24 protein-coding genes are annotated in these 24,053 nt (G+C 62.8%); 16 read left to right on the top strand and 8 right to left on the bottom strand.

The window, feature by feature from the left end:
• The first annotated feature begins 264 nt into the window (after positions 1-264).
• The 3 genes from rnr to rpmG all read left to right on the top strand — a co-directional run bounded on the left by rnr (position 265) and on the right by rpmG (position 3,371).
• Positions 265-2,553 carry a ribonuclease R gene (rnr, locus tag JWR51_RS09040; protein WP_299746483.1) on the top strand — a complete coding sequence of 763 codons (2,289 nt, stop codon included), beginning with the start codon at positions 265-267 and terminating at the stop codon, positions 2,551-2,553.
• A gap of 4 nt (positions 2,554-2,557) precedes the next feature.
• Positions 2,558-2,953 (top strand): DUF983 domain-containing protein, encoded by a 396-nt coding sequence (locus JWR51_RS09035; protein ID WP_299746480.1) that lies wholly within the window; start codon positions 2,558-2,560, stop codon positions 2,951-2,953.
• A gap of 250 nt (positions 2,954-3,203) precedes the next feature.
• The gene (rpmG, locus tag JWR51_RS09030; RefSeq protein ID WP_299723999.1) at positions 3,204-3,371 is read left to right on the top strand and encodes a 50S ribosomal protein L33; all 168 of its coding nucleotides are present in this window, start codon (positions 3,204-3,206) and stop codon (positions 3,369-3,371) included.
• 558 nt (positions 3,372-3,929) lie between these two features.
• Here rpmG and JWR51_RS09025 read toward each other — a convergent pair.
• Entirely contained in the window at positions 3,930-5,297 is a 1,368-nt protein-coding gene (locus JWR51_RS09025; RefSeq protein ID WP_299746478.1) for a PleD family two-component system response regulator, read from the bottom strand.
• Positions 5,298-5,380: 83 nt separating this feature from the next.
• Positions 5,381-5,752, bottom strand: a complete 372-nt coding sequence (locus tag JWR51_RS09020; RefSeq protein WP_299723993.1) for a response regulator — start codon at positions 5,750-5,752, stop codon at positions 5,381-5,383.
• An 87-nt stretch (positions 5,753-5,839) separates the two neighbouring features.
• On the opposite strand from JWR51_RS09020, the gene JWR51_RS09015 reads away from it, so the two are divergent.
• The 10 genes from JWR51_RS09015 (at position 5,840) to JWR51_RS08970 (ending at position 13,920) form a co-directional block, all read left to right on the top strand.
• Positions 5,840-6,130 carry a DUF3572 family protein gene (locus tag JWR51_RS09015; protein WP_299746475.1) on the top strand — a complete coding sequence of 97 codons (291 nt, stop codon included), beginning with the start codon at positions 5,840-5,842 and terminating at the stop codon, positions 6,128-6,130.
• 87 nt (positions 6,131-6,217) lie between these two features.
• Positions 6,218-7,573 (top strand): DNA polymerase IV, encoded by a 1,356-nt coding sequence (locus JWR51_RS09010; protein WP_299746473.1) that lies wholly within the window; start codon positions 6,218-6,220, stop codon positions 7,571-7,573.
• The gene (locus JWR51_RS09005) at positions 7,570-8,034 is read left to right on the top strand and encodes a RidA family protein (RefSeq protein ID WP_299746470.1); all 465 of its coding nucleotides are present in this window, start codon (positions 7,570-7,572) and stop codon (positions 8,032-8,034) included. Before JWR51_RS09010 ends, JWR51_RS09005 begins: the two co-directional genes overlap by 4 nt.
• Before the next feature lie 208 nt (positions 8,035-8,242).
• Entirely contained in the window at positions 8,243-9,004 is a 762-nt protein-coding gene (locus JWR51_RS09000) for a glycerophosphodiester phosphodiesterase family protein (protein ID WP_299746468.1), read from the top strand.
• Between the two features lie 37 nt (positions 9,005-9,041).
• Entirely contained in the window at positions 9,042-10,169 is a 1,128-nt protein-coding gene (locus JWR51_RS08995) for a GNAT family N-acetyltransferase (protein WP_299746490.1), read from the top strand.
• Between the two features lie 196 nt (positions 10,170-10,365).
• Complete coding sequence (locus tag JWR51_RS08990) at positions 10,366-11,490, top strand: hypothetical protein (protein ID WP_299746465.1); 1,125 nt, start codon at positions 10,366-10,368, stop codon at positions 11,488-11,490.
• A 26-nt stretch (positions 11,491-11,516) separates the two neighbouring features.
• On the top strand, positions 11,517-11,936 hold the full coding sequence (locus JWR51_RS08985) for an HIT family protein (RefSeq protein ID WP_299746462.1): 420 nt from the start codon (positions 11,517-11,519) through the stop codon (positions 11,934-11,936).
• Between the two features lie 88 nt (positions 11,937-12,024).
• A complete protein-coding gene (locus tag JWR51_RS08980) occupies positions 12,025-12,897 on the top strand; it encodes an alpha/beta fold hydrolase (RefSeq protein WP_299746460.1) in 873 nt (290 codons plus the stop codon).
• Between the two features lie 49 nt (positions 12,898-12,946).
• On the top strand, positions 12,947-13,597 hold the full coding sequence (locus tag JWR51_RS08975; RefSeq protein ID WP_299746458.1) for a DUF1275 family protein: 651 nt from the start codon (positions 12,947-12,949) through the stop codon (positions 13,595-13,597).
• A 74-nt stretch (positions 13,598-13,671) separates the two neighbouring features.
• Complete coding sequence (locus JWR51_RS08970) at positions 13,672-13,920, top strand: hypothetical protein (protein WP_299746456.1); 249 nt, start codon at positions 13,672-13,674, stop codon at positions 13,918-13,920.
• A gap of 232 nt (positions 13,921-14,152) precedes the next feature.
• Here the strand turns inward: JWR51_RS08970 and clpA are convergent, their stop codons facing one another.
• From clpA to maiA, 3 genes are all read right to left on the bottom strand, one after another.
• Positions 14,153-16,507 (bottom strand): ATP-dependent Clp protease ATP-binding subunit ClpA, encoded by a 2,355-nt coding sequence (gene clpA / locus JWR51_RS08965; protein ID WP_299746453.1) that lies wholly within the window; start codon positions 16,505-16,507, stop codon positions 14,153-14,155.
• Between the two features lie 9 nt (positions 16,508-16,516).
• Entirely contained in the window at positions 16,517-16,978 is a 462-nt protein-coding gene (gene clpS / locus JWR51_RS08960) for an ATP-dependent Clp protease adapter ClpS (RefSeq protein WP_299746451.1), read from the bottom strand.
• 95 nt (positions 16,979-17,073) lie between these two features.
• Positions 17,074-17,718: a maleylacetoacetate isomerase gene (maiA, locus tag JWR51_RS08955; RefSeq protein ID WP_299746449.1), complete on the bottom strand. Its 645-nt coding sequence runs from the start codon at positions 17,716-17,718 to the stop codon at positions 17,074-17,076.
• A gap of 246 nt (positions 17,719-17,964) precedes the next feature.
• Here maiA and JWR51_RS08950 point away from each other — a divergent pair, with 246 nt between their 5' ends.
• The 3 genes from JWR51_RS08950 (at position 17,965) to JWR51_RS08940 (ending at position 20,714) form a co-directional block, all read left to right on the top strand.
• Positions 17,965-19,548, top strand: coding sequence for an SPOR domain-containing protein (locus JWR51_RS08950; RefSeq protein WP_299746448.1), 1,584 nt, complete (start codon positions 17,965-17,967; stop codon positions 19,546-19,548).
• Positions 19,549-19,677: 129 nt separating this feature from the next.
• On the top strand, positions 19,678-19,947 hold the full coding sequence (locus JWR51_RS08945) for a hypothetical protein (RefSeq protein WP_299746446.1): 270 nt from the start codon (positions 19,678-19,680) through the stop codon (positions 19,945-19,947).
• A 59-nt stretch (positions 19,948-20,006) separates the two neighbouring features.
• Positions 20,007-20,714, top strand: a complete 708-nt coding sequence (locus JWR51_RS08940) for a hypothetical protein (RefSeq protein ID WP_299746443.1) — start codon at positions 20,007-20,009, stop codon at positions 20,712-20,714.
• On the opposite strand, the gene JWR51_RS08935 is transcribed toward JWR51_RS08940, so the two are convergent.
• The 3 genes from JWR51_RS08935 to JWR51_RS08925 form a co-directional block, all read right to left on the bottom strand.
• Positions 20,711-21,931, bottom strand: coding sequence for a GGDEF domain-containing protein (locus JWR51_RS08935; protein ID WP_299746440.1), 1,221 nt, complete (start codon positions 21,929-21,931; stop codon positions 20,711-20,713). The two genes, JWR51_RS08940 and JWR51_RS08935, sit on opposite strands and share 4 nt — an antisense overlap.
• Before the next feature lie 182 nt (positions 21,932-22,113).
• On the bottom strand, positions 22,114-23,004 hold the full coding sequence (locus JWR51_RS08930; protein WP_299746438.1) for a division plane positioning ATPase MipZ: 891 nt from the start codon (positions 23,002-23,004) through the stop codon (positions 22,114-22,116).
• A gap of 77 nt (positions 23,005-23,081) precedes the next feature.
• The gene (locus JWR51_RS08925; RefSeq protein WP_299746436.1) at positions 23,082-23,942 is read right to left on the bottom strand and encodes a division plane positioning ATPase MipZ; all 861 of its coding nucleotides are present in this window, start codon (positions 23,940-23,942) and stop codon (positions 23,082-23,084) included.
• Between the last annotated feature and the right edge of the window lie 111 nt (positions 23,943-24,053).

The raw sequence follows: 24,053 nt of genomic DNA, 5'->3' as shown, positions 1-24,053 counted from the left end.
GCCGTGGGGAGTTTGGTGGGAGGGGAATGCGGTCGCGCGATCCCTGGGCCAGCGCGACGTTCGTCATCCCACTCAAAGGATGGCCACGTTCGGGCGGCCAGAAACCCCATCGCATGCGGCGAGACGCTGTCTCGCTTACTAAACAAACCCATGAGGCACGTCTCGCCGCATGCCGCAGTCTTTACAAAACCGCCCGGCAATCCCGCGCGGCGCTTCCCCATACCCAAAATTGTCGAATCCGCCAGGATGCCCTACATATCCGTCATGCCCACAAAAAAACCTGCCCCCAGAACGCCCCGCACTTCCGGCCCCAAGCGTCCGCGCCAACCCGCTGCCGGTGAACTGCCCACGCGCGAGCAATTGCTCGAAGCGCTTGCCAATAGCGATGACATCAAGGGCAAGCGCGATCTTGCCAAGGTGTTCGGCATTCGCGGCGACATGCGGCGGCCCTTCAAGGCCATGCTGGCCGAACTTGAAGGCGAAGGCGTCATCACGCGCACGCGCAAGGCCCTGCGCCGCACCGCCGCCCTGCCCGCCGTCACCGTGCTCGATATTCCCACTGATGCCGATCCCGAAAACCTGCACGCCTACCCGGCGCAGTGGAATCCCGAGGAAGGTGACCCGCCGCGCGTCGCCGTGCTGAGCGGCCGCGATGCCCGCGTCGTTCCCGGCCCCGGCGATCGCATCCTCGCCCGCATCGACGCAGGCGAGGCCGAGGTCCCGGTCTACACCGCCAAGGCAATGAAAATTCTCGACAAGCCGCGACGCGGCCAGATCGGCATTGTCCGCCTCGACAATGAAGGCGCTCGCCTGATCCCCGTCGATCGCAAGCAGAAGGAAATGCGTATTCCCCTCGGCGACCTGCTGGGTGCCCGCGAGGGCGACCTCGTCGAGGTCGAGGTCAAGCTGTCTGGCCGGCTGATGATTCCCCGCGCCAAGGTCACCGCCGTCATCGGCAATCCGATGTCCGAAGGCGCCATCAGCCTGATCGCCATCCACAATCTGGAAATTCCATTCCGCTTTCCGCCTTCGGTCATTCGCGAGTCGGAGGAGGCCAAGGAAGCCACGCTCAAGGGCCGCGAGGACTGGCGCGACCTGCCACTGGTCACCATCGATCCCTATGACGCCAAGGACCATGACGACGCCGTCTATGCCGAGGCCGACAAGGACGAGAAGAACCCCGGCGGCCATATCGTGTACGTCGCCATCGCCGATGTCGCCGCCTATATCCGCCCCGGCACCGCGCTCGATCGCGAAGCCTATCTGCGCGGTAATTCGGTCTATTTCCCCGATCGCGTCGTGCCCATGCTGCCCGAGCGCATCTCCAACGACCTGTGCTCGCTCAAGGAAGGCGAAGCCCGCGCCTCGCTGGCTGTGCGCATGGTATTCGACAAAGGCGGCCACAAGCTCAGCCACACGTTCCATCGCGTCCTGATGCGCTCGGCCGCCAAGCTCAGCTACCAGCAGGCCCAGGCCGCCATCGATGGCCGGCCCGACGACAAGACCGGCCCAATCCTCGAACCGATCCTCAGGCCGCTCTACGCCGCCTATGCGGCCATGGCCAAGGCCCGCGACCAGCGCGGCCCGCTCGACCTCGACCTGCCGGAGCGGAAGATCATCCTCGACGACAAGGGCATGGTGAAGGACATCCGCGTCCCTGAGCGCCTCGACGCCCATCGCCTGATCGAAGAAATGATGATCGCCGCCAACGTCGCTGCCGCGCAGACGCTGGAGCAGAAGAAATCGCCCCTGCTCTACCGCGTCCACGACGTGCCCAGCTCCGAAAAGCTGATGGCCCTCCGCGACTTCCTCGGCTCGCTCGATATCTCGGTGAAGAAATCCGACGCCGTCCGCGCCAGCGATTTCAACGGCATCCTGGCCCAAGCCCGCAAAGCCGGCAATGTCGAGCAGGTCTCCGAAATGGTGCTGCGCAGCCAGGCCCAGGCCGAATATTCCGCCGAGAATTATGGCCATTTCGGCCTCAATCTCGAGCGTTACGCCCACTTCACCTCGCCCATCCGCCGCTATGCCGATCTCATCGTCCACCGCGCTTTGGTCAAGGCCATGAGCTTCGGCGATGACGGCCTCAGCGACAATGAAGGCCTCAAGCTGCCTGGCATTGCCCAGCACATCTCGGCCACCGAGCGCCGCGCCATGCTGGCCGAACGCGAAACCGCCGATCGCCTCCTGGCGCAATTCCTTGCCGGCCAGATCGGCGCGCGCTTCGAGGGCCGCATTTCCGGCGTCACCCGCTCCGGCCTCTTTATCCGCCTCAAGGAAACTGGCGCCGACGGCTTCATCCCCGCCTCCACCCTGGGCCAGGATTACTACCGCTTCGAACAGGAGCAGCAGGCCATGATCGGTGACCGTACCGGCGAGAAATTCACCCTCGGCGACAACATCACTGTGCGCCTGCTGGAAGCCGCGCCCGTTGCCGGGGCTCTCCGATTCGAACTCCTCTCGGAAGGCGTCCGCGGCAATCCGTCATCTGCTAAACGCAGCGGAAAGCGCCCATCTACGAGTTACGGTCCCAAGGGCCGCAGAAAGAGGTGACGCGATGGGTGTGCAGGTCAAGACCATGGAAGATCGCAAGGCCGGTCAGGCGATGTGGCGCGGTGCGCTGTGCAAATGTCCGAACTGCGGCCAGGGCCATATGTTTCGCGCCTACTTGAAAGTCGCTGATACTTGCGACGTCTGCGGCGAAGAACTGTCGCATCACCGCGCCGATGATTTCCCTCCCTATATCGCCATCATGATCGTCGGCCACCTGCTGGTCGGCCTGATGCTGCATATGGAAATGACCTGGCACGTGAACCCGGCGGTCTATCTCTACACGCTGGTGCCACTCGCCATCGTCCTGCCGCTGGCCATCCTGCCCTCGATCAAGGGCGCTATCGTGGGCATGCAATGGGCCGCGCGCATGCACGGCTTCAATCCCGCGCATCAGGACTAGATAGTGCCACGCCCTCGTGGTTCGAGGCTCGTAAGAACTCGCACCTCACCATGAGGGCTGCTGATACTGCTGTGCCCCAGTAGCCCTCATGGTGAGGTGGGAGCGTAGCGACCCTCGAACCACGGGGGCGTGGCACAATCTCCGTCCAGCCCCTCACCGCGGAGCTTGACTTTCGTTCCTAAATCCGTAGGTTGCGCCCAAATTCAAGCGTTGCCCCGTGCAGCGCCTTTTGTTCTGTTAGGATTCTCAAATGGCCAAAGCCGCTTCCGTCAAGATCAAGCTCGTGTCGACGGCTGATACTGGCTTCTACTATGTCACCAAGAAGAACGCCCGCACCCAGACCGAGAAGCTCTCGTACAAGAAGTACGATCCGGTTGTGCGCAAGCATGTCGAATTCAAGGAAGCCAAGATCAAGTAATCTTGGCGCCGGTTTCGACCGACGCAATGAAAAAGCCCCGCATCATCGATGCGGGGCTTTTTTTGTGCTCTGTGACGTGAGCGAGGAAATCAGTATTCATAAAACCACGCAGTTGCGGCAAAATTTAGGTGGCCAGCACGCTTCGGGCGTGGCGCGCAAACGTCGATGAGATTTTCGTCAGGCTGAGCCGAAAATGGTAATGTTCGAGAACCGGAGCGGAACGTACGTTGGTACGTGAGCACCGGAAGCGCAGAACATTGCCATTTACAGGCCAGCATGGCGGAAATATCGAAGAGGTTTAGTGGCTGGTCCGGAGCGGCATGTCGAAGAGGCCACTCTGTCCGCGTCCGGACCAACCGCCCTACGGACCCAAGCGTTGCGGCGGACTTGGGTGGATCGTAGGGAACTGTGAGCGAAACCACCCAGATGAGTGCGGCTCGCTGTTGAGGCGAACCTACGCCGACGCGGCAAAAACTCAAGCAATACCAGACCTTTCGGCCCTGCAATGCTTTGTTAAGTATAAGAGATAACCCTAACGCGCCGGAATTGACTTATGAATCAAGCCGCGTCGAACACGACTCGATTCCGGCCTTCGCGCTTGGCACGATACAGCGCCACGTCCGCCCGCTTGATCAGCGTCTCGGGCGTATCGGCCAGGCTTTCCTGCAGCGTCACACCCACCGATACGGTGACCGTCAGCGGCCGAGCCGTGCCCACTTCGAAGCCGCGATCGGCGACGGCTTCCCGCACCCGCTCGGCAACGGCTTCGGCCTGGCGGAAATCGGTATCGGGCATCAGCACCACGAATTCCTCGCCGCCAAACCGGCAGGCCAGGTCGACGCCGCGGATATTACGCTTCAACCGCAGGGAAAATTCCTTGAGCACCGCATCGCCGATATCGTGGCCATGGGTGTCGTTGACGTTCTTGAAGTGGTCGATATCGAGCAGCATCACCGCCATGTCGCGCTCTTGCGCCTGCGCCTTGCCCAGCATCACGCCCAGATGGCGGTCGAAATAGCGCCGGTTATATAGCCCCGTCATATCGTCGGTCACGGCCAGCGCCATGGTGTTGCTGACGCTCTGGCGCAGTTCCAGCGCATAGCGCTGCCGCCGGATTTGCGTGCGTACCCGGGCCGCCAGCTCGTTGCGCTCAACCGGTCGCGAAATGAAATCGTTGACCCCAAGGTCCAGCGCCCGCACCACGCGGGGCTTGTCGCCCTCATCGGCCATCAGGATGATGGGCAGGGTGCGGGTATGCTCCAGCGTCCTGATCTGCGAGCAGACCCGCAGCGGATCGAAATCGTCCAGCGCCATCGACACCAGCGCCAGCTCATACTGCGCGCCCGTCACCTGGAACACCGCATCGGCCGGCTGGGTGAGAATGTCCACCTTGTGCTCGCCAAGATAGCCCTTGATCCGCTCGGCATGGCGCGCATCGGTATCTACGATCAGGATGGCGCCACCCGTGGTAGTAATCTGGTCCATCACCCGCATCGCGTCTTCGATGGCGATCTGCTGGCCGGTCAACGCCCGCGCGCGCAATTCGTCGGTCAGCGACTTCAGCCGCACCAGGCTTTTGACGCGCGCCATCAACTGCATGTCATCGACCGGCTTGGTCAGGAAGTCGTCCGCGCCCACTTCCAGGCCCTTGACCCGGTCGGAAGGCTGGTCGAGCGCGGTGATCATCAGCACCGGGACGTGATGGGTCTTGGGATTGGATTTCAGCCGCCGGCAGACCTCGAAGCCGTCCATGTCCGGCATCATCACGTCCAGCAGCACGATATCGACGTCGGAATTATTGCAGATTTCCAGCGCCTGCGGCCCCGATGAAGCGGTGACCACTTCATAATATTCGGCCGTCAGCCGCGCTTCCAGCAGCCGCACATTGGTCGGAATGTCATCGACGATCAGTACGCGTGCGGTCAATGTCGAGCCCCGGAAATACAGCAAGGGCCCGTAGCGTCCACCACAGGCGTCCAGCTTAACTCAAGAGGCCGTTTCTGGGTCTCTCAAGCGGGCCCAATGTAGCGGGCAATAGTTTCCAAAAAGTGAGGCACGGAGATCGGTTTGCTGATGTAACCCTCGCAACCGCCTTGCAGAATCCGCTCCTCATCACCCTTCATCGCAAACGCGGTGACGGCGATAACGGGAATGTGAGCCAACTCGTCATCATCCTTGAGCCATTTGGTCACCACCAGCCCAGAAACCTCCGGCAGCTGGATGTCCATCAGGATCAGATCGGGCCGATGCGCGCGCGCTAGATCCAGGGCCTCCATGCCATTGCGGGTCTGGATCACTGCATAGCCGCGCGATTCGAGCAGATCGTTGAAGAGCTTCATGTTGAGCTCGTTGTCTTCCACGATCATGACTGTCTTGGGCATTCGTCCTCGCTTGCGCTTATCAGCGCTGGCGGCACTTCGTTTTGCCGCCTATCTCGGGTAACATTGAATCTCTTTACAAAACACCAAATGAGCCTGCCGGTGCCCATCCAGAAGTCCGTCTCAATCAATGCAACGCAGTTGGCTGAACTTTGTCTCGGCTACTTGGCCGAAAACAGCGACGAACTGCTGCGCTTCATGGATTTTGTCGGTTACGATCCCGCTTCGCTTCGACTTTCCGTCGGGTCCACCCAACTGAATTCTGGTCTCATCGACTACTTTGCCTCAAACGAATCGATTCTGCTCGCCCTCTGCGCAAATGCCGGGATCACGCCGGAACAATTCATGCGCGTCTGGGCCAAGCTGAACCCGGCAGGATAAAGCAAGGCGCAAAAAAGTGGGAACCTTGCGGCAACAAGAAGCTAGAGCCGGCGATTTGATGCAATCAAATCGGGGAAGGCTCTAGCCATGGAACCCTGGCTCTGCCGCGACTGCCTGGAGAGCGGCCACGCTGCCGCTGCCCCGGCGCGCTGCCCGGCCTGCGGCTCGCCGCGCATTCGCAGCCATGACGAGCTGTTCTCGCTCTCCATCGCCCACGTCGATTGCGACGCCTTCTATGCCTCCGTCGAAAAGCGTGACGACCCGAGCCTCCGCGACAAGCCGCTGATCATCGGCGGCGGCACGCGCGGCGTCGTCTCCACCTGCTGCTATATCGCCCGCCAGTCCGGCGTCCGCTCCGCCATGCCGATGTTCCAGGCCCGCAAGCTGTGCCCCGATGCCGTCATCATCAAGCCCAACATGGCCAAATATGTCGACGTCAGCCGCCAGATTCGCACCTATATGGATGCGCTGACGCCGCTAGTCCAACCCATCTCGATCGATGAGGCCTTCCTCGACCTCACCGGCACCCAGGCGCTGCACAAGGCCCCGCCGGCTGTGGTGCTGGCACGCTTCGCCAAGGCCATTGCCAGCGATGTCGGCGTCACCATCTCGGTGGGCCTCAGCCATAACAAGTTCCTCGCCAAGCTGGCCTCCGACCTCGACAAGCCGCGCGGTTTCGCCGTCATCGGCGCCGCCGAAACCCTCGGTTTCCTGGCCCCCAAGCCGATCAGCATGATTTACGGCGTCGGCAAGGTGTTCACCGAAACCCTACGCAAGGATGGCCTCGTCACCATCGGCCAACTTCAGGAGGAGCCGCCGGAAAACCTGATGCGCCGCTATGGTGAAATGGGCGCGCGCCTCGCTCGCCTGTCGCGCGGCCAGGACAGCCGCCGCATTTCCAGTGACGGCGAGATGAAGACCGTCTCCTCCGAAACCACCTTCAATACCGATATCAGCACGCTCGAAGCCCTTTCCACCGAACTGCTGCAAGTCACCGAGCGCCTGTCCGAGCGCCTCAAAGCCAAGAACATTGTCGGCGACACGGTGACGCTGAAGCTCAAATCCGCCGGTTTCCGCTTGCGCACCCGCGCCCGCCATCTGATGATCCCGACGCAGTTGGCCAATGTCATCTACGAGGCCGGCCTGCAATTGCTGGCTCGCGAGATCGACGGCACTGCTTTCCGGCTGATTGGAATCGGCGTTTCGGGTATCGATACCGCCGATGGCACCGATCCGGCCGATTTGCTGGAACCGGCGATCGCCCGCAAGGCGGCAGCCGAGCGCGCCATGGATCGCGTCCGCACCCGGTTCGGGCGTGACGCCGTGGTGCGCGGCAAGCTATACAAGCTCAAGCCGGTGCTCGATCCGGCCGAGGCCGATACCAGTCCGGAACACGCTTTAGACGTGTCCGACCCCGACCAAACGCAAGGTAAGACGCGATGACCAGCCCGATCGAAAAGCTCCGAGAATACGGCTACGAACTCCCCGCCCCCCGGCCTCCCGTCGCCAGCTACGTGCCGGTCACCCGCGCTGGCAACATCATCTATGTCTCCGGCCAGATTTCCAGCAGCGAAGCCGGCGTCATCACCGGCCGCCTCGGCGACAACATGAACGTCGTGCAAGGCGGTAACGCCGCCGAACTCTGCGCGGTCAATATCCTGGCGCAGGTCGTCCACATCGGCGGCTTTCGCCTGGAAGACATCAAGCAAGTGCTCAAGCTGACGGTTCTCGTAGCATCCGACCCGGAATTCTTCGAACAGCACCTGGTCGCCAACGGCGCTTCAAACCTTTTGGTCGGCGTCCTGGGCGACAAAGGCAAACACGCCCGCGCTGCGTTTGGCGTCGTGGCACTTCCGTTTGGCGCGGCGGTTGAGATCGACGCGGTGTTTGAAGTCGAGGGCTGACACCAGCCACCACGGAGTGATTCCCACCACCCACCGGGTCATTCCCGCGCAGGCGGGAACCTCCGTTTCCCTTCGCCAGCCCAACAAACCGAGGTTCCCGCCTGCGCGGGAATGACTCCGTGGTAGAGCCGAAATCGGGATGTTGCTGTTACACCCCCGTCACATTCCCCTGCCACACGAGACCCCTTCCCCATTCAGGAGGTCCTCCATGACCACCGCACTTTTTTCCCGCCCCATTGCCCATCGCGGCCTGCATAATCGCGCTGCCGGCATCATCGAGAACAGCGCCGCCGCCTTCGAAGCCGCCATTGCCGGCAATTTCGCCATCGAATGCGACCTGCAACTAACCAGCGATGGCGTCCCCGTCGTTTTCCATGACGATGATCTGGAACGCCTCACCGGCAAGACAGGCCCAGTCTCGGCCATTTCCAGCGCCGAACTCACCAGCACGCCGCTGCTCGGCAGTGCCGCCGGCAATTGCCCCCAGCGCTTCACCGATTTCCTCACCCAGGTCCGCGGCCGCACCCTGCTGCAGATTGAGCTCAAATATCAGCGCGACGTCGCTGGCACCCAGCTTCTCGCCCGCGCCGCCGCTGAACTGCTGAAATCCTACGAAGGCCCGGTGACGATCGAATCCTTCGATCCGAACTTGCTCACCCAGATCCGCCAGTTCGGCTTCACCGGCCCGCGCGGCATCATCACCTATGACTACGAGCCCAATGAGTGGGACGCCTACCTCACCGACGACCAGCGCTACACCCTGCGCCACCTGCTGCACTGGCACGAAACCCAGTTCGATTTCATCTCTTGCGACAAGGACGCGCTGGAGCTACCGGCAATCAAGTTCTGGCGAGCGCTCGGCAAACCCGTGACCGCCTGGACCATTCGCAGTAAGGTTGAAGCCGATGCGGCTGCCCCTTACATTGACCAGATTGTTTTCGAAGGGTTCGATCCCGAACTTGCCCAATAATACGTTTACGGCGACGATCCATGCGACCACGGCGGCCATCCCCGCCGCGGTCTGGAACAGTCTCGTGCCATCCACCGCCGGCAAGCCCGACAACCCCTTCCTCGACCACGCCTTTTTCCTCGCCCTCGAACAATCCGGCTGCGCCACCGGAAAAACCGGCTGGCAACCCCAGCACATCACCATCGATGACGCCGACGGCAAGCCGATCGGCCTGATGCCACTATTCCTCAAATCCCATTCCATGGGCGAATACGTCTTCGACCACGGCTGGGCCAATGCGCTGGAACGCGCTGGCGGCTCCTACTATCCCAAGCTGCAATGCTCGGTGCCGTTCACGCCCGCCACCGCGCCAAAGCTGCTGGTGCCCTCGGGCGACGCCAATATCGAAGCCGCCCTGCTCGCCGCCGCCCAGCAACTGGCGATCCAGCGCGACGCCTCCTCCGTGCACGCCACCTTCGTGCCCGAGGCCGAGGCCGACCTGATCGAGGCGGACGGCTGGCTCAAGCGCGTCGATACCCAGTTCCACTGGCACAATGAGGGTTTTGCGACCTTCGACGATTTCCTCGAAACCCTCTCCTCGCGCAAGCGCAAGACCATCCGCCGCGAGCGTCGCGACGCGCTGGCCGATGGCATCACCGTCAAATGGCTGACCGGAAGCGACCTGATGGAGCACCATTGGGACGCCTTCTACGATTTCTACGAGGACACCGGCGCCCGCAAATGGGGCCGCCCCTACCTCAACCGCAAATTCTTTTCCCTGTTGAACCAGACCATGGCCGACCGCATCGTGCTGATGCTGGCCTATGACGGCGACACGCCGATTGCGGGCGCCATCAACTTCCTTGGCTCCGACCGCATTTTCGGCCGTAACTGGGGCGCTATTCGCGAAGTGCCATTCCTGCATTTCGAGCTCTGCTACTATCAGGCCATCGATTTCGCCATCCAGCACAAGCTGAAGGTCGTCGAGGCCGGCGCCCAGGGCGAACACAAGCTGGCGCGCGGCTATGCCCCCGCCAGCACCTATTCGGTCCACTGGATCGCCCATCCGGGCCTGCGCGCCGCCGTCGCCGACTTCCTCGAACAGGAACGCGTCTCGGTCGAACACCAACAGGAAATGCTCGATCAATACACGCCGTTCCGGAAGGGCGAGCGGACGGACAAGTAGGCTCTCTTCACCTCTCCCTGCGGGGGAGAGGTCGACCCTCTTGGGTCGGGTGAGGGGGCCTTCTCCACGCGCCTCAACCAGCAAAGGCCCCCTCACCCGTCGCTACGCGCCGACCTCTCCCCCAAAGGGAGAGTGAAAGGCTCCCGTGGCACCGTGCCCCCTTCCCTCCGCCCCCCATCGGCCTTATCTAAATCCCATGATCTGGGACATAATCGCGTTCGCGCTCCAAGCCATTTTGGCCTTCGTCGTTTCGACGGCCCTCTTCGACGCCCTGCATTGGGTTCTCCACCGCTGGGAGAGCTCGCGTTTCCAATTGCTGCGCACCTTCTCGTCCTGGCATTGGGTGCATCACAAGTTCCTCGGCCTCGATATGCAGATCAACCCGGCCTATGCGCGAGCCAATATCTGGTTCCACATCCTGCCCGAATACCTGACCTCGATCCTGGGCACGCTGATCTTCCTGACTATTTTCCCCTGGCCGCCCATCGTGGTGGTCGTTGTTATCCGCACCATCATGCTGGGCATGACGCTCAAGGAAGAAGGCCTAGACTACAACCACATGTCGATGGCCCGCGTCGGCGGCCAGCAGGGGCTGCTCTGGGTGGATAACAATTACCACGCCATGCACCATGTCTATCCGCACAACTTCTTCTCGTCCTTCACCAACATTTTCGACCTGATCGCCGGCACGTCATGCCAGATCAAGGGCCGTCATTTCCTGGTCACCGGTGCCAGCGGCGCCTTTGGCTCGGCCATGGTGGAAAAATTGCAGAAGGCCGGCGGCATTGTCGAAACCGCCAAGTCCGGCATTGATTTCGCACCTGGCAACTACGCCGCCATGCGCGAAAAGCTCGAGCGCGCCGACGTCCTCATTCTCGCCCACGGCGCCAAATCCGAAGACGCCTGGAATGCCAACTACGTCACCTTCACCGACCTGATCGACCTGTTCACCGATCTCGGCAAAGCCCGCCTCGCCCCGCCCGAAGTGTGGGCCCTGGGCTCCGAAGTCGAGTTCCACGGCGATATGGGCATGGCCGAACTCAAGGATTATTCCGCCTCCAAGCGCGCCTTTGCCCTGCGCGCCCGCGATTATTATCGCTCCGACGCCCTGCTCTACCGCCACGTGGTCCCGTCCTCTTTCACCTCCCCCATGGGCAAGGGCGCCATGAGCGCAGCCACCGCAGTGTCCATCGCCCTGTTCTTCATCCGCCGCGGCTTCAAATACGTTCCCGTCACCCTCACCGGCCTGGCTTTCCTCAACTATTTCCGCTTTCGCTATTTCCAGAAGCCGGCGGCCGACGAATTAAAACCCGCCGAATAGGCGCTCCCCCACTCCGCGAGAGAATCATGACCTACGACCCCTCCAACATCTTCGGCAAAATCCTCCGCGGCGAAATTCCGGCTCACAAGGTCTATGAGGACGATGCTGCTCTCGTGATGATGGACATCTTCCCCCAGTCTCGCGGCCACCTCCTGGTCATTCCCAAGGCCACCTCCCGCAACCTGCTCGACGCCGATCCAGCCGCCCTCGCCGCCGTCATGCCGCTGGTCCAGCGCATCGCCAAGGCCCTGCTTGCCGCTACCGGCGCAGACGGCCTGCGCCTCGCCCAGTTCAACGAAGCCCCCGCCGGTCAAACCGTGTTCCACCTGCATTTTCACCTGATCCCGGTCTACGAAGGCACGGCCCTGGCGCCCCACGCCAGCGGGAAGGCCGACGACGCCGAACTGGCCAAACTGGCCCAGGCCATTGCCACCCATCTCGCCTAGAACGATGAACCGGTTGCCAAGCCACTGATTTAGTTGAACACTCTCGGCATGCGCGGCGAAACGGCGCGAAAAACGGGATGGTGCAACAATGTTCAAAGCCTTGATACCCGCCATGGTGGCAATTGGTTTGATGGTAAGTTCCGTGCAGGCACAGACGACAGAAGAAACTATCAACTACCCGGTCGACGGCCTCAATATCGTCGGCACCCTGTCGGTGCCCGCTGGCGATCCGGCACCGGTCGTCCTGCTCCTGCATGGCTTCGGCGGCACCCGCGACGAACTGGAAATACCGGCGGTCAAGGAAGGCATCTACACCCGCGCCGCCCGCTTGCTGGCCGAAGCCGGCTATGCCAGCCTGCGCATCGATTTCCCGGGTTCGGGCGATAGCGGCGGCGAATTCGCCGACATGACCTATTCCGGCCAGATCGCCACCGCGACCGCCGCTCTCGCCTTCCTCAAGGCCGATCCGCGCGTCGATGGCAGCAAGATCGCCGTGATCGGCTGGAGCCAGGGCGGCCTCGTCGCCAGCGCTATTGCCGGCCGCACCGGCATTCCGGTCGCTACCGCCCTCTGGGCCGCCGTCGGCGAGCCCGAAGTGACCTTCGCCACGCTGCTCGGGGCCGACAAGATCGCCGCCGGCCTCAAGACCGGCGCTACGCCGCTCGAACTGCCCATGCCCTGGGGGTTCTCGCTCTACCTCAAGCAACCCTATTTCGAGGAAATCCTCACCACTCACCCACTCGAAGAAATCGTGGCCTACAAAGGCCCGCTCTTTGTCACCGAGGGACTGAATGACGAGGCGATCCCGGTCGGCACCGGCGAAAAGTTCATCGCCGCCCATGACGGCCCCGAGGAACTCTGGATCCGCCCCATGGACCACGGCTTCAATTCCGCCACCGGCGTCGAAACCGTCGACGAAATGGTCGCCGCCACCGTGGCCTTCTTCAAACCCTATCTCTGACCCACGGGCCGGGAGCAATCCCGGCCTCACACCCACAATCGGACCCTGCGTGACCCCCGCCCCCAAGCTCAGCGTCGGCCTCCTGCTCACCGCGGCCGCGGGGTTCATCGACGCTATCGGCTTCATCGAACTGGGCGGCTTTTACACCTCGTTCATGAGCGGCAATACCACCCAGCTCGGCGATGCTCTCGCCAATGGGATCTGGCCGACCGCACTGCTGACGACATCGCTGGTGCTGCTATTCTTCCTCGGCAGTGTCGCCGGCTCGGCGCTCGCGCTGACCGACCGCCGCTGGGGCCCGGTCGGCGCGCTTGCCCTCGTGCTGCTCGCCCTGTCCACCGCGTTCGCCCTAACGCTGGCTGGCTACCCACCACCCCAGACCATGCTGGCACTCGCGGTTGCCGCCGGCGCGCAAAATGCCGTGCTGCTCTCCGAGGGTTCGGTCCGCCTTGGCGCCACCTTCGTCACGGGCACCCTGTTCGCTGCCGGCCAGGACCTGGCCCGGGCCTTGCGCCGCGAGGCTCCGCCCTGGCGCTGGGCGCAGCACCTGCTGGTCTGGGCCTCGCTGTTGGCTGGTGCCGCCCTTGGCGCCTTGGGCTATCGCGCCATGGACATTTACGCCCTCGCTTTGCCCCTGGCGGTCTATGCCGCCTTCCTGCTCGGCTTTGTCTTGCTGGGGCCAAGGGCCGTCAAACTGTGACCCAACGACCCACGGTTTGAACTTTTTGTCCGCCGCCGTCTTATCTCCTCACCACACAGCACGAGGAGTTGACCATGACCGAGCCAGTCTATGATGACGAGCGTTCGCCGAAAGGCGACCACAATCGCCGTATCGCCCTCGGCTTCAGCCTTGAGGAATTCGCCGCCGAGGCCGGACTGATCCCCGAAGCCCTGCGTGAATATGAAACCACCGGTCCGGACGAGGATTTCAATCTCGCCGTCGCCCATCAGGTTGGCGTCACCCTGGATCGGTTGGAGGCTCTTGCCGAACAGCCGGAAACCAACCCGCCGACGTTTATCTAGAAGCACCACGCCGCGCAGTAGGCGTTAGGCACTGAACCACTCACTCCTTCCCGCGGGCTTGACCCGCGGGCCACCCTCAACGCGGCACAAGCGGCGAGAGGCCCGCGGATCAAGTCCGCGGGAAGACCGGCGATGGGGATGGATAAAAGCTAAGCGCCTAGCATCTCAATCATCCAAAACAAAAAAGGCCGGGATCGCTCCCGGCCTTCTCAATTCACACTAAGGCTTGCGCCTAGTTGTCTTTTTCGACAGTCGCCTTGCTCTTCTTCGGCCGCGGCAGCGCCTTTGGCTTGGCCGGACGCGGAGGCACCGCCACCAGTTCCAGCTTGGCTTCCGAACCCTCGCCAACGACCGCCACGGTCACCGTGCCGCCATTGACCAGCTCGCCAAACAGCACCTGCTCGGCCAGCGGCTTCTTGACGTATTCCTGGATCACCCGGCCCAGCGGACGGGCGCCCATGCGTTCGTCATAGCCGTGTTCGGCCAGCCAATCGGCGGCCTCCGGCGTCAGGTTGATAGTTACGCCACGCTCGGCCAGCTGGCCTTCGAGCTGCAGCACGAACTTCTCGACCACGCGACGCACGACTTCGCGCGGCAGCGGAGCAAACGAGATGATCGCGTCCAGGCGATTGCGGAATTCCGGCGTGAACAGGCGGTTGATCGCCTCTTCGTCGTCGCCCTGCTCGCGCTTGCGGCCGAACCCGATCGGGCTCTTCTGCAAGTCCATGGCCCCGGCATTGGAGGTCATGATGAGGATGACATTGCGGAAATCCACCTGCTTGCCGTTATGGTCGGTCAGCTTGCCGTGGTCCATCACCTGCAACAGGATGTTGTACAGGTCCGGATGCGCCTTCTCGATTTCGTCGAGCAGCACCACGCAATGCGGATGCTGATCCACACCATCGGTGAGCAGACCACCCTGGTCAAAACCCACATAGCCCGGAGGCGCGCCGATCAAGCGCGACACCGTGTGGCGCTCCATATATTCGGACATGTCGAAGCGCAAAAGTTCCACCCCAAGGGTGTCGGCGAGTTGCTTGGCGACTTCGGTCTTGCCGACGCCGGTCGGGCCGGTGAACAGGTACGAGCCGATCGGCTTTTCCGGTTCGCGCAGGCCGGCACGGGCCAGCTTGATGGCGGAAGCCAGCGAGGTGATCGCCACGTCCTGCCCGAACACCACGGTGCGCAGGTTGGATTCAAGGCTGCGCAGCATCTCGGAATCCGACTTGGAGACCGATTTTGGCGGAATGCGCGCGATCGTCGCGATGGTCGCTTCGATGTCTTCGACGTCGATGATCGCCTTGCGATCCTCGAGCTTGAGCAGCATCTGGCTGGCGCCGGTCTCGTCGAGAACGTCGATGGCCTTGTCCGGGAGCTTGCGGTCGTTGATATAGCGAGCCGATAGCTCGACAGCCGCCTTCAGCGCCTCGTCGGTGTACTTGATCTTGTGGAACTCTTCGAAATAGGGACGAAGGCCCTTCACGATCTCGATCGCATCGGGGATCGACGGCTCATTGACGTCGATCTTCTGGAAGCGACGCACCAGCGCCCGGTCCTTCTCGAAGAACTGGCGATATTCCTTATAGGTAGTCGAGCCGATGCAACGGATCGCGCCGCTCGCCAAAGCTGGCTTGAGCAGGTTCGAAGCATCCAGCGCGCCGCCCGAAGTGGCGCCCGCACCGATCATGGTGTGGATTTCATCGATGAACAGCACGGAATTGGGAAGCTTCTCCAGCTCCTTCATCACCGCCTTGAGGCGTTCCTCGAAGTCGCCGCGATAGCGGGTGCCAGCCAGCAGCGAGCCCATATCGAGCGAATAGATCACTGCTTCCTTGAGCACTTCGGGCACGTCGCCTTCGACGATCTTGCGCGCAAGACCCTCGGCGATAGCCGTCTTGCCGACGCCAGCGTCACCCACATAGATCGGGTTGTTCTTGGAGCGACGGCACAGGATCTGGATGGTCCGCCGCAGTTCGGCATCGCGGCCGATCAGCGGATCGATCTTGCCAGCCCGCGCCTTGGCATTCAGATCGACACAGAAATCGGCCAAAGCCGAGCTCTTGGCGTTCTCGCCGCGGCCGCTCCCGCCTTCGCCATTGCCTTCATTGCCGTCCTCGGCTCCGCGCACTTTGCGTTCCTCGCTGGCACCCGATTTGGTAATGCCGTGGCTGATGAAATTGACCGCGTCCAGCCGGCTCATGTCCTGCTGTTCGAGGAAGTATGCAGCATGGCTCTCGCGCTCAGCAAAGATGGCGACGAGCACATTGGCCCCCGTCACTTCTTCGCGGCCCGAGGACTGGACATGGATAACGGCGCGCTGGATCACGCGCTGGAACGCGGCGGTCGGCCGCGCGTCCTGGCCATTGGCCACGATCAGGCTGTCCAGCTCTTCATTGATGAAATCTTCGAGGTCGCTCTTGAGCGCATCGACATCGACATCGCAGCCGGTGAGCACCGCAATGGTCTCCCGGTCGTCGGTGAGGGCGAGCAGCAGGTGCTCGAGGGTTGCGAACTCATGGTTGCGCTCACGCGCCAGGTTCATCGCCTGATGCAGAGCCTTTTCAAGTCCGCGAGAAAATGAGGGCATCTGATGTTCCTATTGCTTTTCCATCACGCATTGCAGCGGATGCTGGTTTTTGCGTGCAGTATCCATGACGCGGGTCACCTTGGTTTCGGCGACCTCGTATGGAAAGACGCCGCATTCACCCACCCCCTTTTGGTGAACGTGCATCATGATCTGCATGGCCTCTTCACGCGATTTGTTGAAGACGTCCTGCAGGACCAGAACGACGAATTCCATCGGCGTGTAATCGTCGTTCAGCAGCAGTACTCGGTACAGGTTCGGCCGCTTGGTCTTGGTCCGCGTTTTGGTCGCGGTTCCGGTTTCGGTGCCGCCTCTCCCGCCCCCGTCAGTGCCCTTGTCGCCGTCATCGTCCTTCGGCCCAGCCCAGGCGGGAACGGCGGACAACCGCAGGGCGGTGTCCACTTGGGGATTCTGGGCGAGCAGGCCTGATGGCGTCATGGCGATACATCTGTCGTGGGAGAAACGAAGCAGCATGGTGGACCCATTATGTAGGCAAAATCCAGCCGGTGTTAAGGGCCAATCCTTCTCTAATTCGTGACCGGCGAAAATGCCCGGAAATCGGGCGATTGTCAGCGCGGCACGGGCTCGACGGGATAGTCGGGCTGCATTTGCGGCTCGGCCAGCCGGAATGGTTCGAGCTGGCGGCACCGATCGGCGGTTTCCGTGACGCGCCGATAATCCGCCAGATCGATTCCGAGCCGGCGACCATTGGCCACCTGCGGAACCATGAACAGATCGGCCCAGCCCGGCTCGTCGCCGAAGCAGAAGGGCCAATCGGCCGATCGCGCCGCCAGTAATCCCTCCAGCGTGGCAAAACCCAGCCCCAGCCAATGCGCCACCCAGCGCTGCACCCGAGCCTCGTCGGCGCCCATGTCCCCGATCAGGAACCGCCGTACCCGCTGCACCGTCAGTGCATGCATCTCCGCCGCAACCACTGAGCCAAAAGCAATGGCCTGCGCCCGCACCACCGGATCGGCCGGCAATAGCGGCCGCTCGGGAAAAGCCGCATCCAGATAATTGAGGATCGCCGCCGACTGCGTGATGACACGTCCATCGACCTCCAGGGCCGGCAGCAGCTCCTGCGGATTGATCCGGGCATACTCGCCGGGCCCAAGCGTCGAGACAGCCACGTACTCGTAAGCGATGCCCTTGAGGTTGAGCGCAATCCGCACCCGCTCCCCAGCCGAATTCTGCGCCCGCGTATAAAGCTTCATGTCCAATCTCCCCGCTCGCCTCTGCGCACTAGCTGCCTCCCGATCACACTCTCACCCAAGTCGTTCGCATTTTACGGATTCGTAACGGGCTGTCGCTAGATTGCGCCAGTAACGGCTGCATTGGCGGATGGGGGCATCGTCAGGCCTCCGGCTTTGTAAATTGTGTACGGGCGGTGTTTGCGCCCGAGAGTTATGTTGGAGTACCGGGTGGCTTCCCAGGCGAAATCCCCTTGGCGCGCAGTTTTTATGCGTACCCTTGCCGCTGTCCTTGTGTCCTTCGCCATCCTGGCGCCCATGGTCGCACCGGCTCAAGCCATTGAAAATCTTCGTCGCTATGCCGGCATCGTGGTCGATGCCAAATCCGGCAAGGTCATGTACGAAGAAGCCGCCGATTCCAAGCGCTACCCCGCCTCGATCACCAAGGTGATGACCCTCTACATCCTGTTCCAGGAACTGGCGGCCGGCAATCTGAGCCTGACCACCAAGATGACCGTCTCGCGCCATGCCGCCGCCGCTGAGCCCACCAAGCTGGGCTTGCGCGCCGGCGCCACCATTTCGGTGGAAGACGCCATCAAGTCCATCGTCACCATTTCGGCCAACGACATGGCCCGCGTCATCGCCGAGCACATTTCCGGCTCGGAAGAAAAGTTCGCCCAGCGCATGACCGCGACCGCACGGGCGCTGGGCATGCGCAACACCACATACCGCAATGCCTCGGGCCTGCCCGATGGCGGCCAACTCACCACGGTGCGCGACCAGGCCATTCTGGGCATCGCCATCTACCAGCACTACTCCAACTATTACGAATTCTTCCAGACCCGCAGCTTCAGCTATGGCCGCCGCACCTATGGCAACCATAACCGCGTGCTTGGCTATATGGACGCCGTCGACGGCATCAAGACCGGCTATATCAACGCCGCCGGCTCCAACCTGCTGACTGCCGCCCGCAAGGACAATCGCCACATCGTCGTCGTCGCCTTCGGCTTCAACACCGCCGGCGCCCGCGACCAGAAGGTTCGCGAACTGGTCTCGACCTACCTGCCGAAGGGCCGCCAGGGCAACTATCTGCAGACCGCCATGATCCCGCAGCCGGGCCGCCAGGGCAATATCCAGGTCGCCGTTGCGCAATCGCCCGCCGCAACGCCGGCTGCCGGCACCTTCGTCATGCCCATGCCCCTGCCCGGTTTCCGCCTGGCCCAGCTCGTTGCCGGCAATAGCGCCCAGCCGCAGCCTCAGCAGGTGCCGTTCCAGCAGGCCGCGCCGCCCGAAGTCACCCTCGCCAGCGTCGCGCCCCAGCCTGCCCCCATGCCCGCCGATCTCGGCCTGCAGCCGGCCGTGCAGGCCGCTAATACGCTCGCCGCGCCCAGCCAGGCCCCCACGCCTGAATATCCCAGCCAGGACGTCATCGGCGCCTGGCTCAGCGATACTTATAGCCTCGGCGCGCCCCCGGCTGCGCTCGGCCAGACCGCGCCGTCCGCGCCTCTGCTGCCGCCTGTCGGCGTCGGCGCCGAGGGCCAGCCGGTCGATCTGCTGACCAGCGGTTCCATCGGCACCGCCGCCAATGACAACAAGGCGGTAGTGCCGGCCGGTGGCTGGATCGTCCAGATCGGCGCCGCCCCGTCCGAATCCAATGCCCAGGGCATGCTGACCGATGCCGCCGGCAAGGTGGCGACCCTTGGTGATTTCCGCTCTTACGTCGAACGCTTCGAAAAGAACGGCCAGGTGTTCTACCGCGCCCGCTTCGTCGGCTTCGGTGACCGCGATGCGGCGAGCGACATGTGCAACCGCCTCAAGCAGCAGAATCTCTCCTGCCTGGCGATGCAGGGCTGATCGTCAGCCCAACCGTAGCGGGTCTCCGCTGCGGCGACTGAAACGACAATGAGTCGGACACGCCGTGTATGGGCGTCAAATGTCCGGCCGATGGGGAAGCAAATTGGTGCCTGTGTTTGGAGTAGCCCAATGAGCGAACGTACTGCCCTGAGCGAGCTGGCCAATTTCGTCGGCCGCTCCAAGCTTGCCTCCCCCGATCCCAAGGTGCGCCGACGCACCATGGACGGGATTTCCGCCCGCCTGCTGCATCAGCGCCGTACCGTCGGCGAACTGCTCGCCGCCGTGCTGGCTCTGTCCTCCCGGACCCGCCGGGTGGCGCAGCCTCGCATTGCCATCGAGCTCGACGTGTTCGCCCCCGGCGGCAAGCGCGCCCTCGATCTCACCTTCGGCCCGGACTGAACCGCTTCATTCCCGGTTCACGCAGCTTGGGCTAGCCATCCCTCAACCGGAGGCTGCCAATGTCCAAGCTCACTCTCGTCGCCATGTTCTGCTTGCTGGCTAGTCCCGCCATGGCGGCCGATTGCGACGGCCTCAGCGACCTGCGGGGCGACAATCCCCACCCGCAGACCTATCAGGTTTCCGGCCTCGGGCCGCTGACAATGCAACCAATGGCTATCGAGGGCTGCCCACAACGCGGCGACGCCTGCGCGCCGGTTAGCCGCCAATTGCATCCCGGCACCGTCGTCATCGTCACCAGCACGGCCGGCGACATGGCCTGCGCCTCGATCCTGGGCGAGGCTCCGAATTACATGCTGATCAGCGCCTTGCTGCCCATATCGGCACTGGTGACGGCCGACTATTCCGGCGCCGTCTGGACCGGCTCCTGGCGCTATTCCATCGAGCAGCAGATCCTCATTAAGGCGGCTCCCGAAAACCAGATCACCGTCGACGGTACCGCCACCTGGGGCATGTTCGATCCGCTCCGGGTCTCCAGCGGCGGCGTCAACCAGGGCAGCTTCGTCGCCACCGTCCAGCCCAAGAAGGGCCGGGTGGCTTTCACCCAGGACTATGACGAGACCATGCTGCCCTACGATCCCACATCGGCCAATTGCTCCGTCCGCATGTGGCAGCTCGGCCCCTACCTGGCCGTCGCCGACAACAACGCCTGCGGCGGCATGAACGTCACCTTCACCGGCCTCTACAGCCACGGCAGTTGGGCTGATTAGGCCCGCAGCTTCGGCCTGATCTCGGTGACATTATCGATCGTTGGCGTTACCGGCGCCACGGGCTTGGCGATAGCCACGACCGCACGATTACGCCCAGACGCCTTGGCCTCATAGGTCGCGGCGTCGGCCTCGTTGAGCAGGTCTTCCAGCACATAGCCGCAGATATCGGTCGAGGAAATGCCGATGCTGACCGTGCCGCGCACCGAACCGCCCAGCACCTCCACCGTGGTCGCCTGGAACGCCTCGCAGATCCGCTCCGCTGTGGCCTGCGCCTCGCGAATGGTCAGCCCCGGCAACAGGCAGCAGAATTCCTCGCCGCCCATGCGGTAGCGGAAATCGTCGCGCCGCAAGGCGCCATCGAGCACCGCCCCGAATTCCACCAGCACTCGGTCGCCCGCATCATGCCCGAAGCGGTCATTGATCGACTTGAAGTGATCCAGATCCAGGATCAGCAGCGCCAGCGGCGCGCGGTTGTACTTCTGCCGGCGCAGCAGCCGCTCGGCCTCGGTGGCAAAGGCCCGCCTGTTGGGCAGGCCAGTCAGCGCATCGCTTTCCGCTAACGTCCGCTGGGTGGACTCGCGGCGCTCCTTGGTCATGCTGATCATCAGCACCGTAAGGAACATCGCGTGCACGAAGGTGATGAAATTGAACGCCGCCATCGCCAGGGGATGAACGACCAGCCCGCCAAGCGGAAACGGCAATGCGCCCACCGAGACAATACGGAACGCAAAGAACAGTCCCGCGCTGAAGTGAAACGCGATAGCCGCCTTGCGCGATTGCAGGATCTCGAACCGACCGCGCCAAAGCTCCCACCCGCCCAGCAGCAGGAAGGCCGACGCCGGGATAGAGGCAATCACGACCCGCAGGCCCAGCATATTGCTGAAATCGGGGATCAGGAACGAGGTCAGCCACAGCGCCGGAGCCAGGACCAATGCCCACCACATGGGCGTACGGCGCTCGAACGCCCGCGCGCCCGTCCACATGCAGCCGAAGCACAGCAGCAACAACGCGGTCGCCACGCCGGTATTGACGAAAGTCGGGCCACTGGCGCGCGTCCCCAGCAGGATCGCCGCCGACGCTCCAAACACATAGCTCAGCCCCAGCCAGCCGAACCATGGCGCGCTGCGATCCTGGCGCCACATGTAAAACAGCACGAAGCCGAGCACGCAGATCACCGCGCCCGATGCAGCCACCAGAGTGAAATTGTCGATCGCCATCCGGGCTCCGCTTCGTCCAGCGCCGCTACCGGCGTGAAGCCGGTAGGTCGATCGCTCGAACAATCGCGGCCGGACCCGTTTCACTCGAAACGGCCACCCGCATGTTCATCCTAGGGCGCGATGGTTTCCGCAACCTGAATGGCGCGGCCCCAATAGGGATTTCTTTGTATGGCCCTACGCCGCTAAATTTCGCCACCCAACATGGCTTCGAAACCCTGCAACGCCGCATCACCCATCGGCTCCGCCGCCCGCGCCGGCTGGCGCATGGGCAGGTGCAATGCCGCCACGAGGCTGCGATATTCCTGCCGCGCACTCATATGCGACATCGACGGCAAGCCGCCCAGCAACTCGTCATCGAGCGTGTCGAACACCGTCATTCCCGTCGGAAACAGCGAGCGAAAAATCACTCGCTCGGCAATGCCGTCGACCACTCGGCAGCCCAGCCGCGCCGCGATCCGCTCCAGCAACGTCTGCACTTGCCGCGTATTGCGCGACGACAACATCGAAATGCGGTTGCGCACCAGCACCCAGTCGATGCTTTGCCCGTCAACCGCCATCCGCTCCGAGCGCGCCCGCTGCACCAGCCGCGCATAATGGCTCATCTCGGTCGGCTCACCGCTGACCGGATCGATATGAGCCATCACGTTGATGTCGATCAGGCTATCATTGACTGGCGTCACCAACGTGTCGGCCAGGCAATGCGCCAGCCGCGTCATATGCGTATCGAAACCCGGCGTGTCGATGACGAGGAAATCCACCTCGTGCTCGACGTCCCCGATCGCCTGCCGGAACAGGTCAAACTCGGCGCCCTGATTCTCCTTGATGGAATCCCCGCGCGCCAGCGGCAGGTGGTAATGGATCGGATGCAGCAGCGTCAGGCCCTTGTTCAGGGCCCAATCGCGGCGGTTGCGCACATAGTGCGTCAGCGTCTGCTGCCGGCTATCCACATCCATGGTGGCGACCGTATGGCCCTGATGCAGCAGGTAGACGGCCAGATGAAAAGCGGTCGTGGACTTGCCCGACCCACCCTTCTCATTGCCCACGACAATGACATGCGCCCCGTTCCGCGTCATCCGACACCCCAAATCACTCGGAGCGGAGTGTTGCCGCTTCCCCCGTCGCACACAAGGGCGGCAAACCGCTCAAGGACCTATGCGGACAGCCGCAATGGCTCAACCGGCAGGTCCGCCTTGGGCTTGATGATCGGCAGGTGCATCGCCGCCACCAGGTCGCGATACTCGTTGCGCGCCGTGATGTGCGACACCGACGACGGCCCGCCCATCAGATCGCCATCCAGCGGATCGAACACCGTCATCCCCGTGGCAAACAGCGACCGAAAAATCATCCGCTCGGCAATGCCATCCGCAACCCGGCAGCCGAACCGCTCCGCGATCCTCTCCAGTGTCGCATGCACCTGCTTGGCATTGCGCGACGCCAGCATCGAGATGCGGTTGCGCACAAGCACCCAGTCGATGGTCTTGCCGTCCATGTTCAGCCGCTCCGCGCGGGCGCGCTGCACCAGCCGCGAATAGTGGCTCGCCTCGACCGGCCCGTCCCCGCTCGGGTCGATCCGGGCCAGCACATTGAGGTCGATCAGGCTGTCATTGACCGGGGTCAGCAGCGTATCGGCCATGCAATGCGCCAGCCGCGTTAGATTGGTGTCAAAGCCCGGCGTATCGATGACGAGGAAATCGACGCTGTCTTCGACCTCGCTCACCGAGCGGCGGAACACGTCGAATTCGGCCTTCTGGTTTTCCTTGACCGAGTCGCCCCAGGCCGATGGCAGGTGGAAATGCCGCGGCGTCGGCAACGCCAGCCCCTTTTCCTTGGCCCAGCTGCGCCGGTTGCGCACATAATGGGTAAAGGTCTGCTGCCGGCTGTCCGCATCGATCGTGGCGACGCGATGCCCCTGATAGCTCAGGTAAATGGCCAGGTGGAACGCCGTGGTCGACTTGCCCGACCCGCCTTTTTCGTTTCCCACCACAATGACATGCGCGCCTTGACGCCCCATCGCTGTCCCCAAATCACGGATAATTCCTACCCTCCAAACAGGACCGTTATGGTTAACAGCCACTTAACGAGAGCGACGTGAAGGATACTGGTAAAGAAAATTAAGGACTTG

Origin of the sequence: Devosia sp., from assembly GCF_028290625.1 — a bacterium.
In the GTDB taxonomy this organism is placed as follows: Bacteria; Pseudomonadota; Alphaproteobacteria; order Rhizobiales; family Devosiaceae; genus Devosia.
Note: the sequence above shows the minus strand (reverse complement) of the source record. Positions and strands in the feature narration are given on the sequence as shown.

Excerpts from the sequence above, each read along its gene's own strand:
- JWR51_RS09035 (WP_299746480.1), top strand. The coding sequence starts at position 2,558 with ATGGGTGTGCAGGTCAAGACCATGGAAGATCGCAAGGCCGGTCAGGCG.
- JWR51_RS09015 (WP_299746475.1), top strand. The coding sequence starts at position 5,840 with ATGAGCCTGCCGGTGCCCATCCAGAAGTCCGTCTCAATCAATGCAACG.
- JWR51_RS09020 (WP_299723993.1), bottom strand. The coding sequence starts at position 5,752 with ATGCCCAAGACAGTCATGATCGTGGAAGACAACGAGCTCAACATGAAG.
- JWR51_RS08985 (WP_299746462.1), top strand. The coding sequence starts at position 11,517 with ATGACCTACGACCCCTCCAACATCTTCGGCAAAATCCTCCGCGGCGAA.
- JWR51_RS08935 (WP_299746440.1), bottom strand. The coding sequence starts at position 21,931 with ATGGCGATCGACAATTTCACTCTGGTGGCTGCATCGGGCGCGGTGATC.
- JWR51_RS09010 (WP_299746473.1), top strand. The coding sequence starts at position 6,218 with ATGGAACCCTGGCTCTGCCGCGACTGCCTGGAGAGCGGCCACGCTGCC.
- JWR51_RS08950 (WP_299746448.1), top strand. The coding sequence starts at position 17,965 with ATGCGTACCCTTGCCGCTGTCCTTGTGTCCTTCGCCATCCTGGCGCCC.
- clpS (WP_299746451.1), bottom strand. The coding sequence starts at position 16,978 with ATGCTGCTTCGTTTCTCCCACGACAGATGTATCGCCATGACGCCATCA.
- JWR51_RS08925 (WP_299746436.1), bottom strand. The coding sequence starts at position 23,942 with ATGGGGCGTCAAGGCGCGCATGTCATTGTGGTGGGAAACGAAAAAGGC.
- clpA (WP_299746453.1), bottom strand. The coding sequence starts at position 16,507 with ATGCCCTCATTTTCTCGCGGACTTGAAAAGGCTCTGCATCAGGCGATG.
- JWR51_RS08945 (WP_299746446.1), top strand. The coding sequence starts at position 19,678 with ATGAGCGAACGTACTGCCCTGAGCGAGCTGGCCAATTTCGTCGGCCGC.
- JWR51_RS08970 (WP_299746456.1), top strand. The coding sequence starts at position 13,672 with ATGACCGAGCCAGTCTATGATGACGAGCGTTCGCCGAAAGGCGACCAC.
- rpmG (WP_299723999.1), top strand. The coding sequence starts at position 3,204 with ATGGCCAAAGCCGCTTCCGTCAAGATCAAGCTCGTGTCGACGGCTGAT.
- JWR51_RS08990 (WP_299746465.1), top strand. The coding sequence starts at position 10,366 with ATGATCTGGGACATAATCGCGTTCGCGCTCCAAGCCATTTTGGCCTTC.
- JWR51_RS08980 (WP_299746460.1), top strand. The coding sequence starts at position 12,025 with ATGTTCAAAGCCTTGATACCCGCCATGGTGGCAATTGGTTTGATGGTA.
- JWR51_RS08930 (WP_299746438.1), bottom strand. The coding sequence starts at position 23,004 with ATGACGCGGAACGGGGCGCATGTCATTGTCGTGGGCAATGAGAAGGGT.
- JWR51_RS09005 (WP_299746470.1), top strand. The coding sequence starts at position 7,570 with ATGACCAGCCCGATCGAAAAGCTCCGAGAATACGGCTACGAACTCCCC.
- rnr (WP_299746483.1), top strand. The coding sequence starts at position 265 with ATGCCCACAAAAAAACCTGCCCCCAGAACGCCCCGCACTTCCGGCCCC.
- maiA (WP_299746449.1), bottom strand. The coding sequence starts at position 17,718 with ATGAAGCTTTATACGCGGGCGCAGAATTCGGCTGGGGAGCGGGTGCGG.
- JWR51_RS08940 (WP_299746443.1), top strand. The coding sequence starts at position 20,007 with ATGTCCAAGCTCACTCTCGTCGCCATGTTCTGCTTGCTGGCTAGTCCC.
- JWR51_RS09000 (WP_299746468.1), top strand. The coding sequence starts at position 8,243 with ATGACCACCGCACTTTTTTCCCGCCCCATTGCCCATCGCGGCCTGCAT.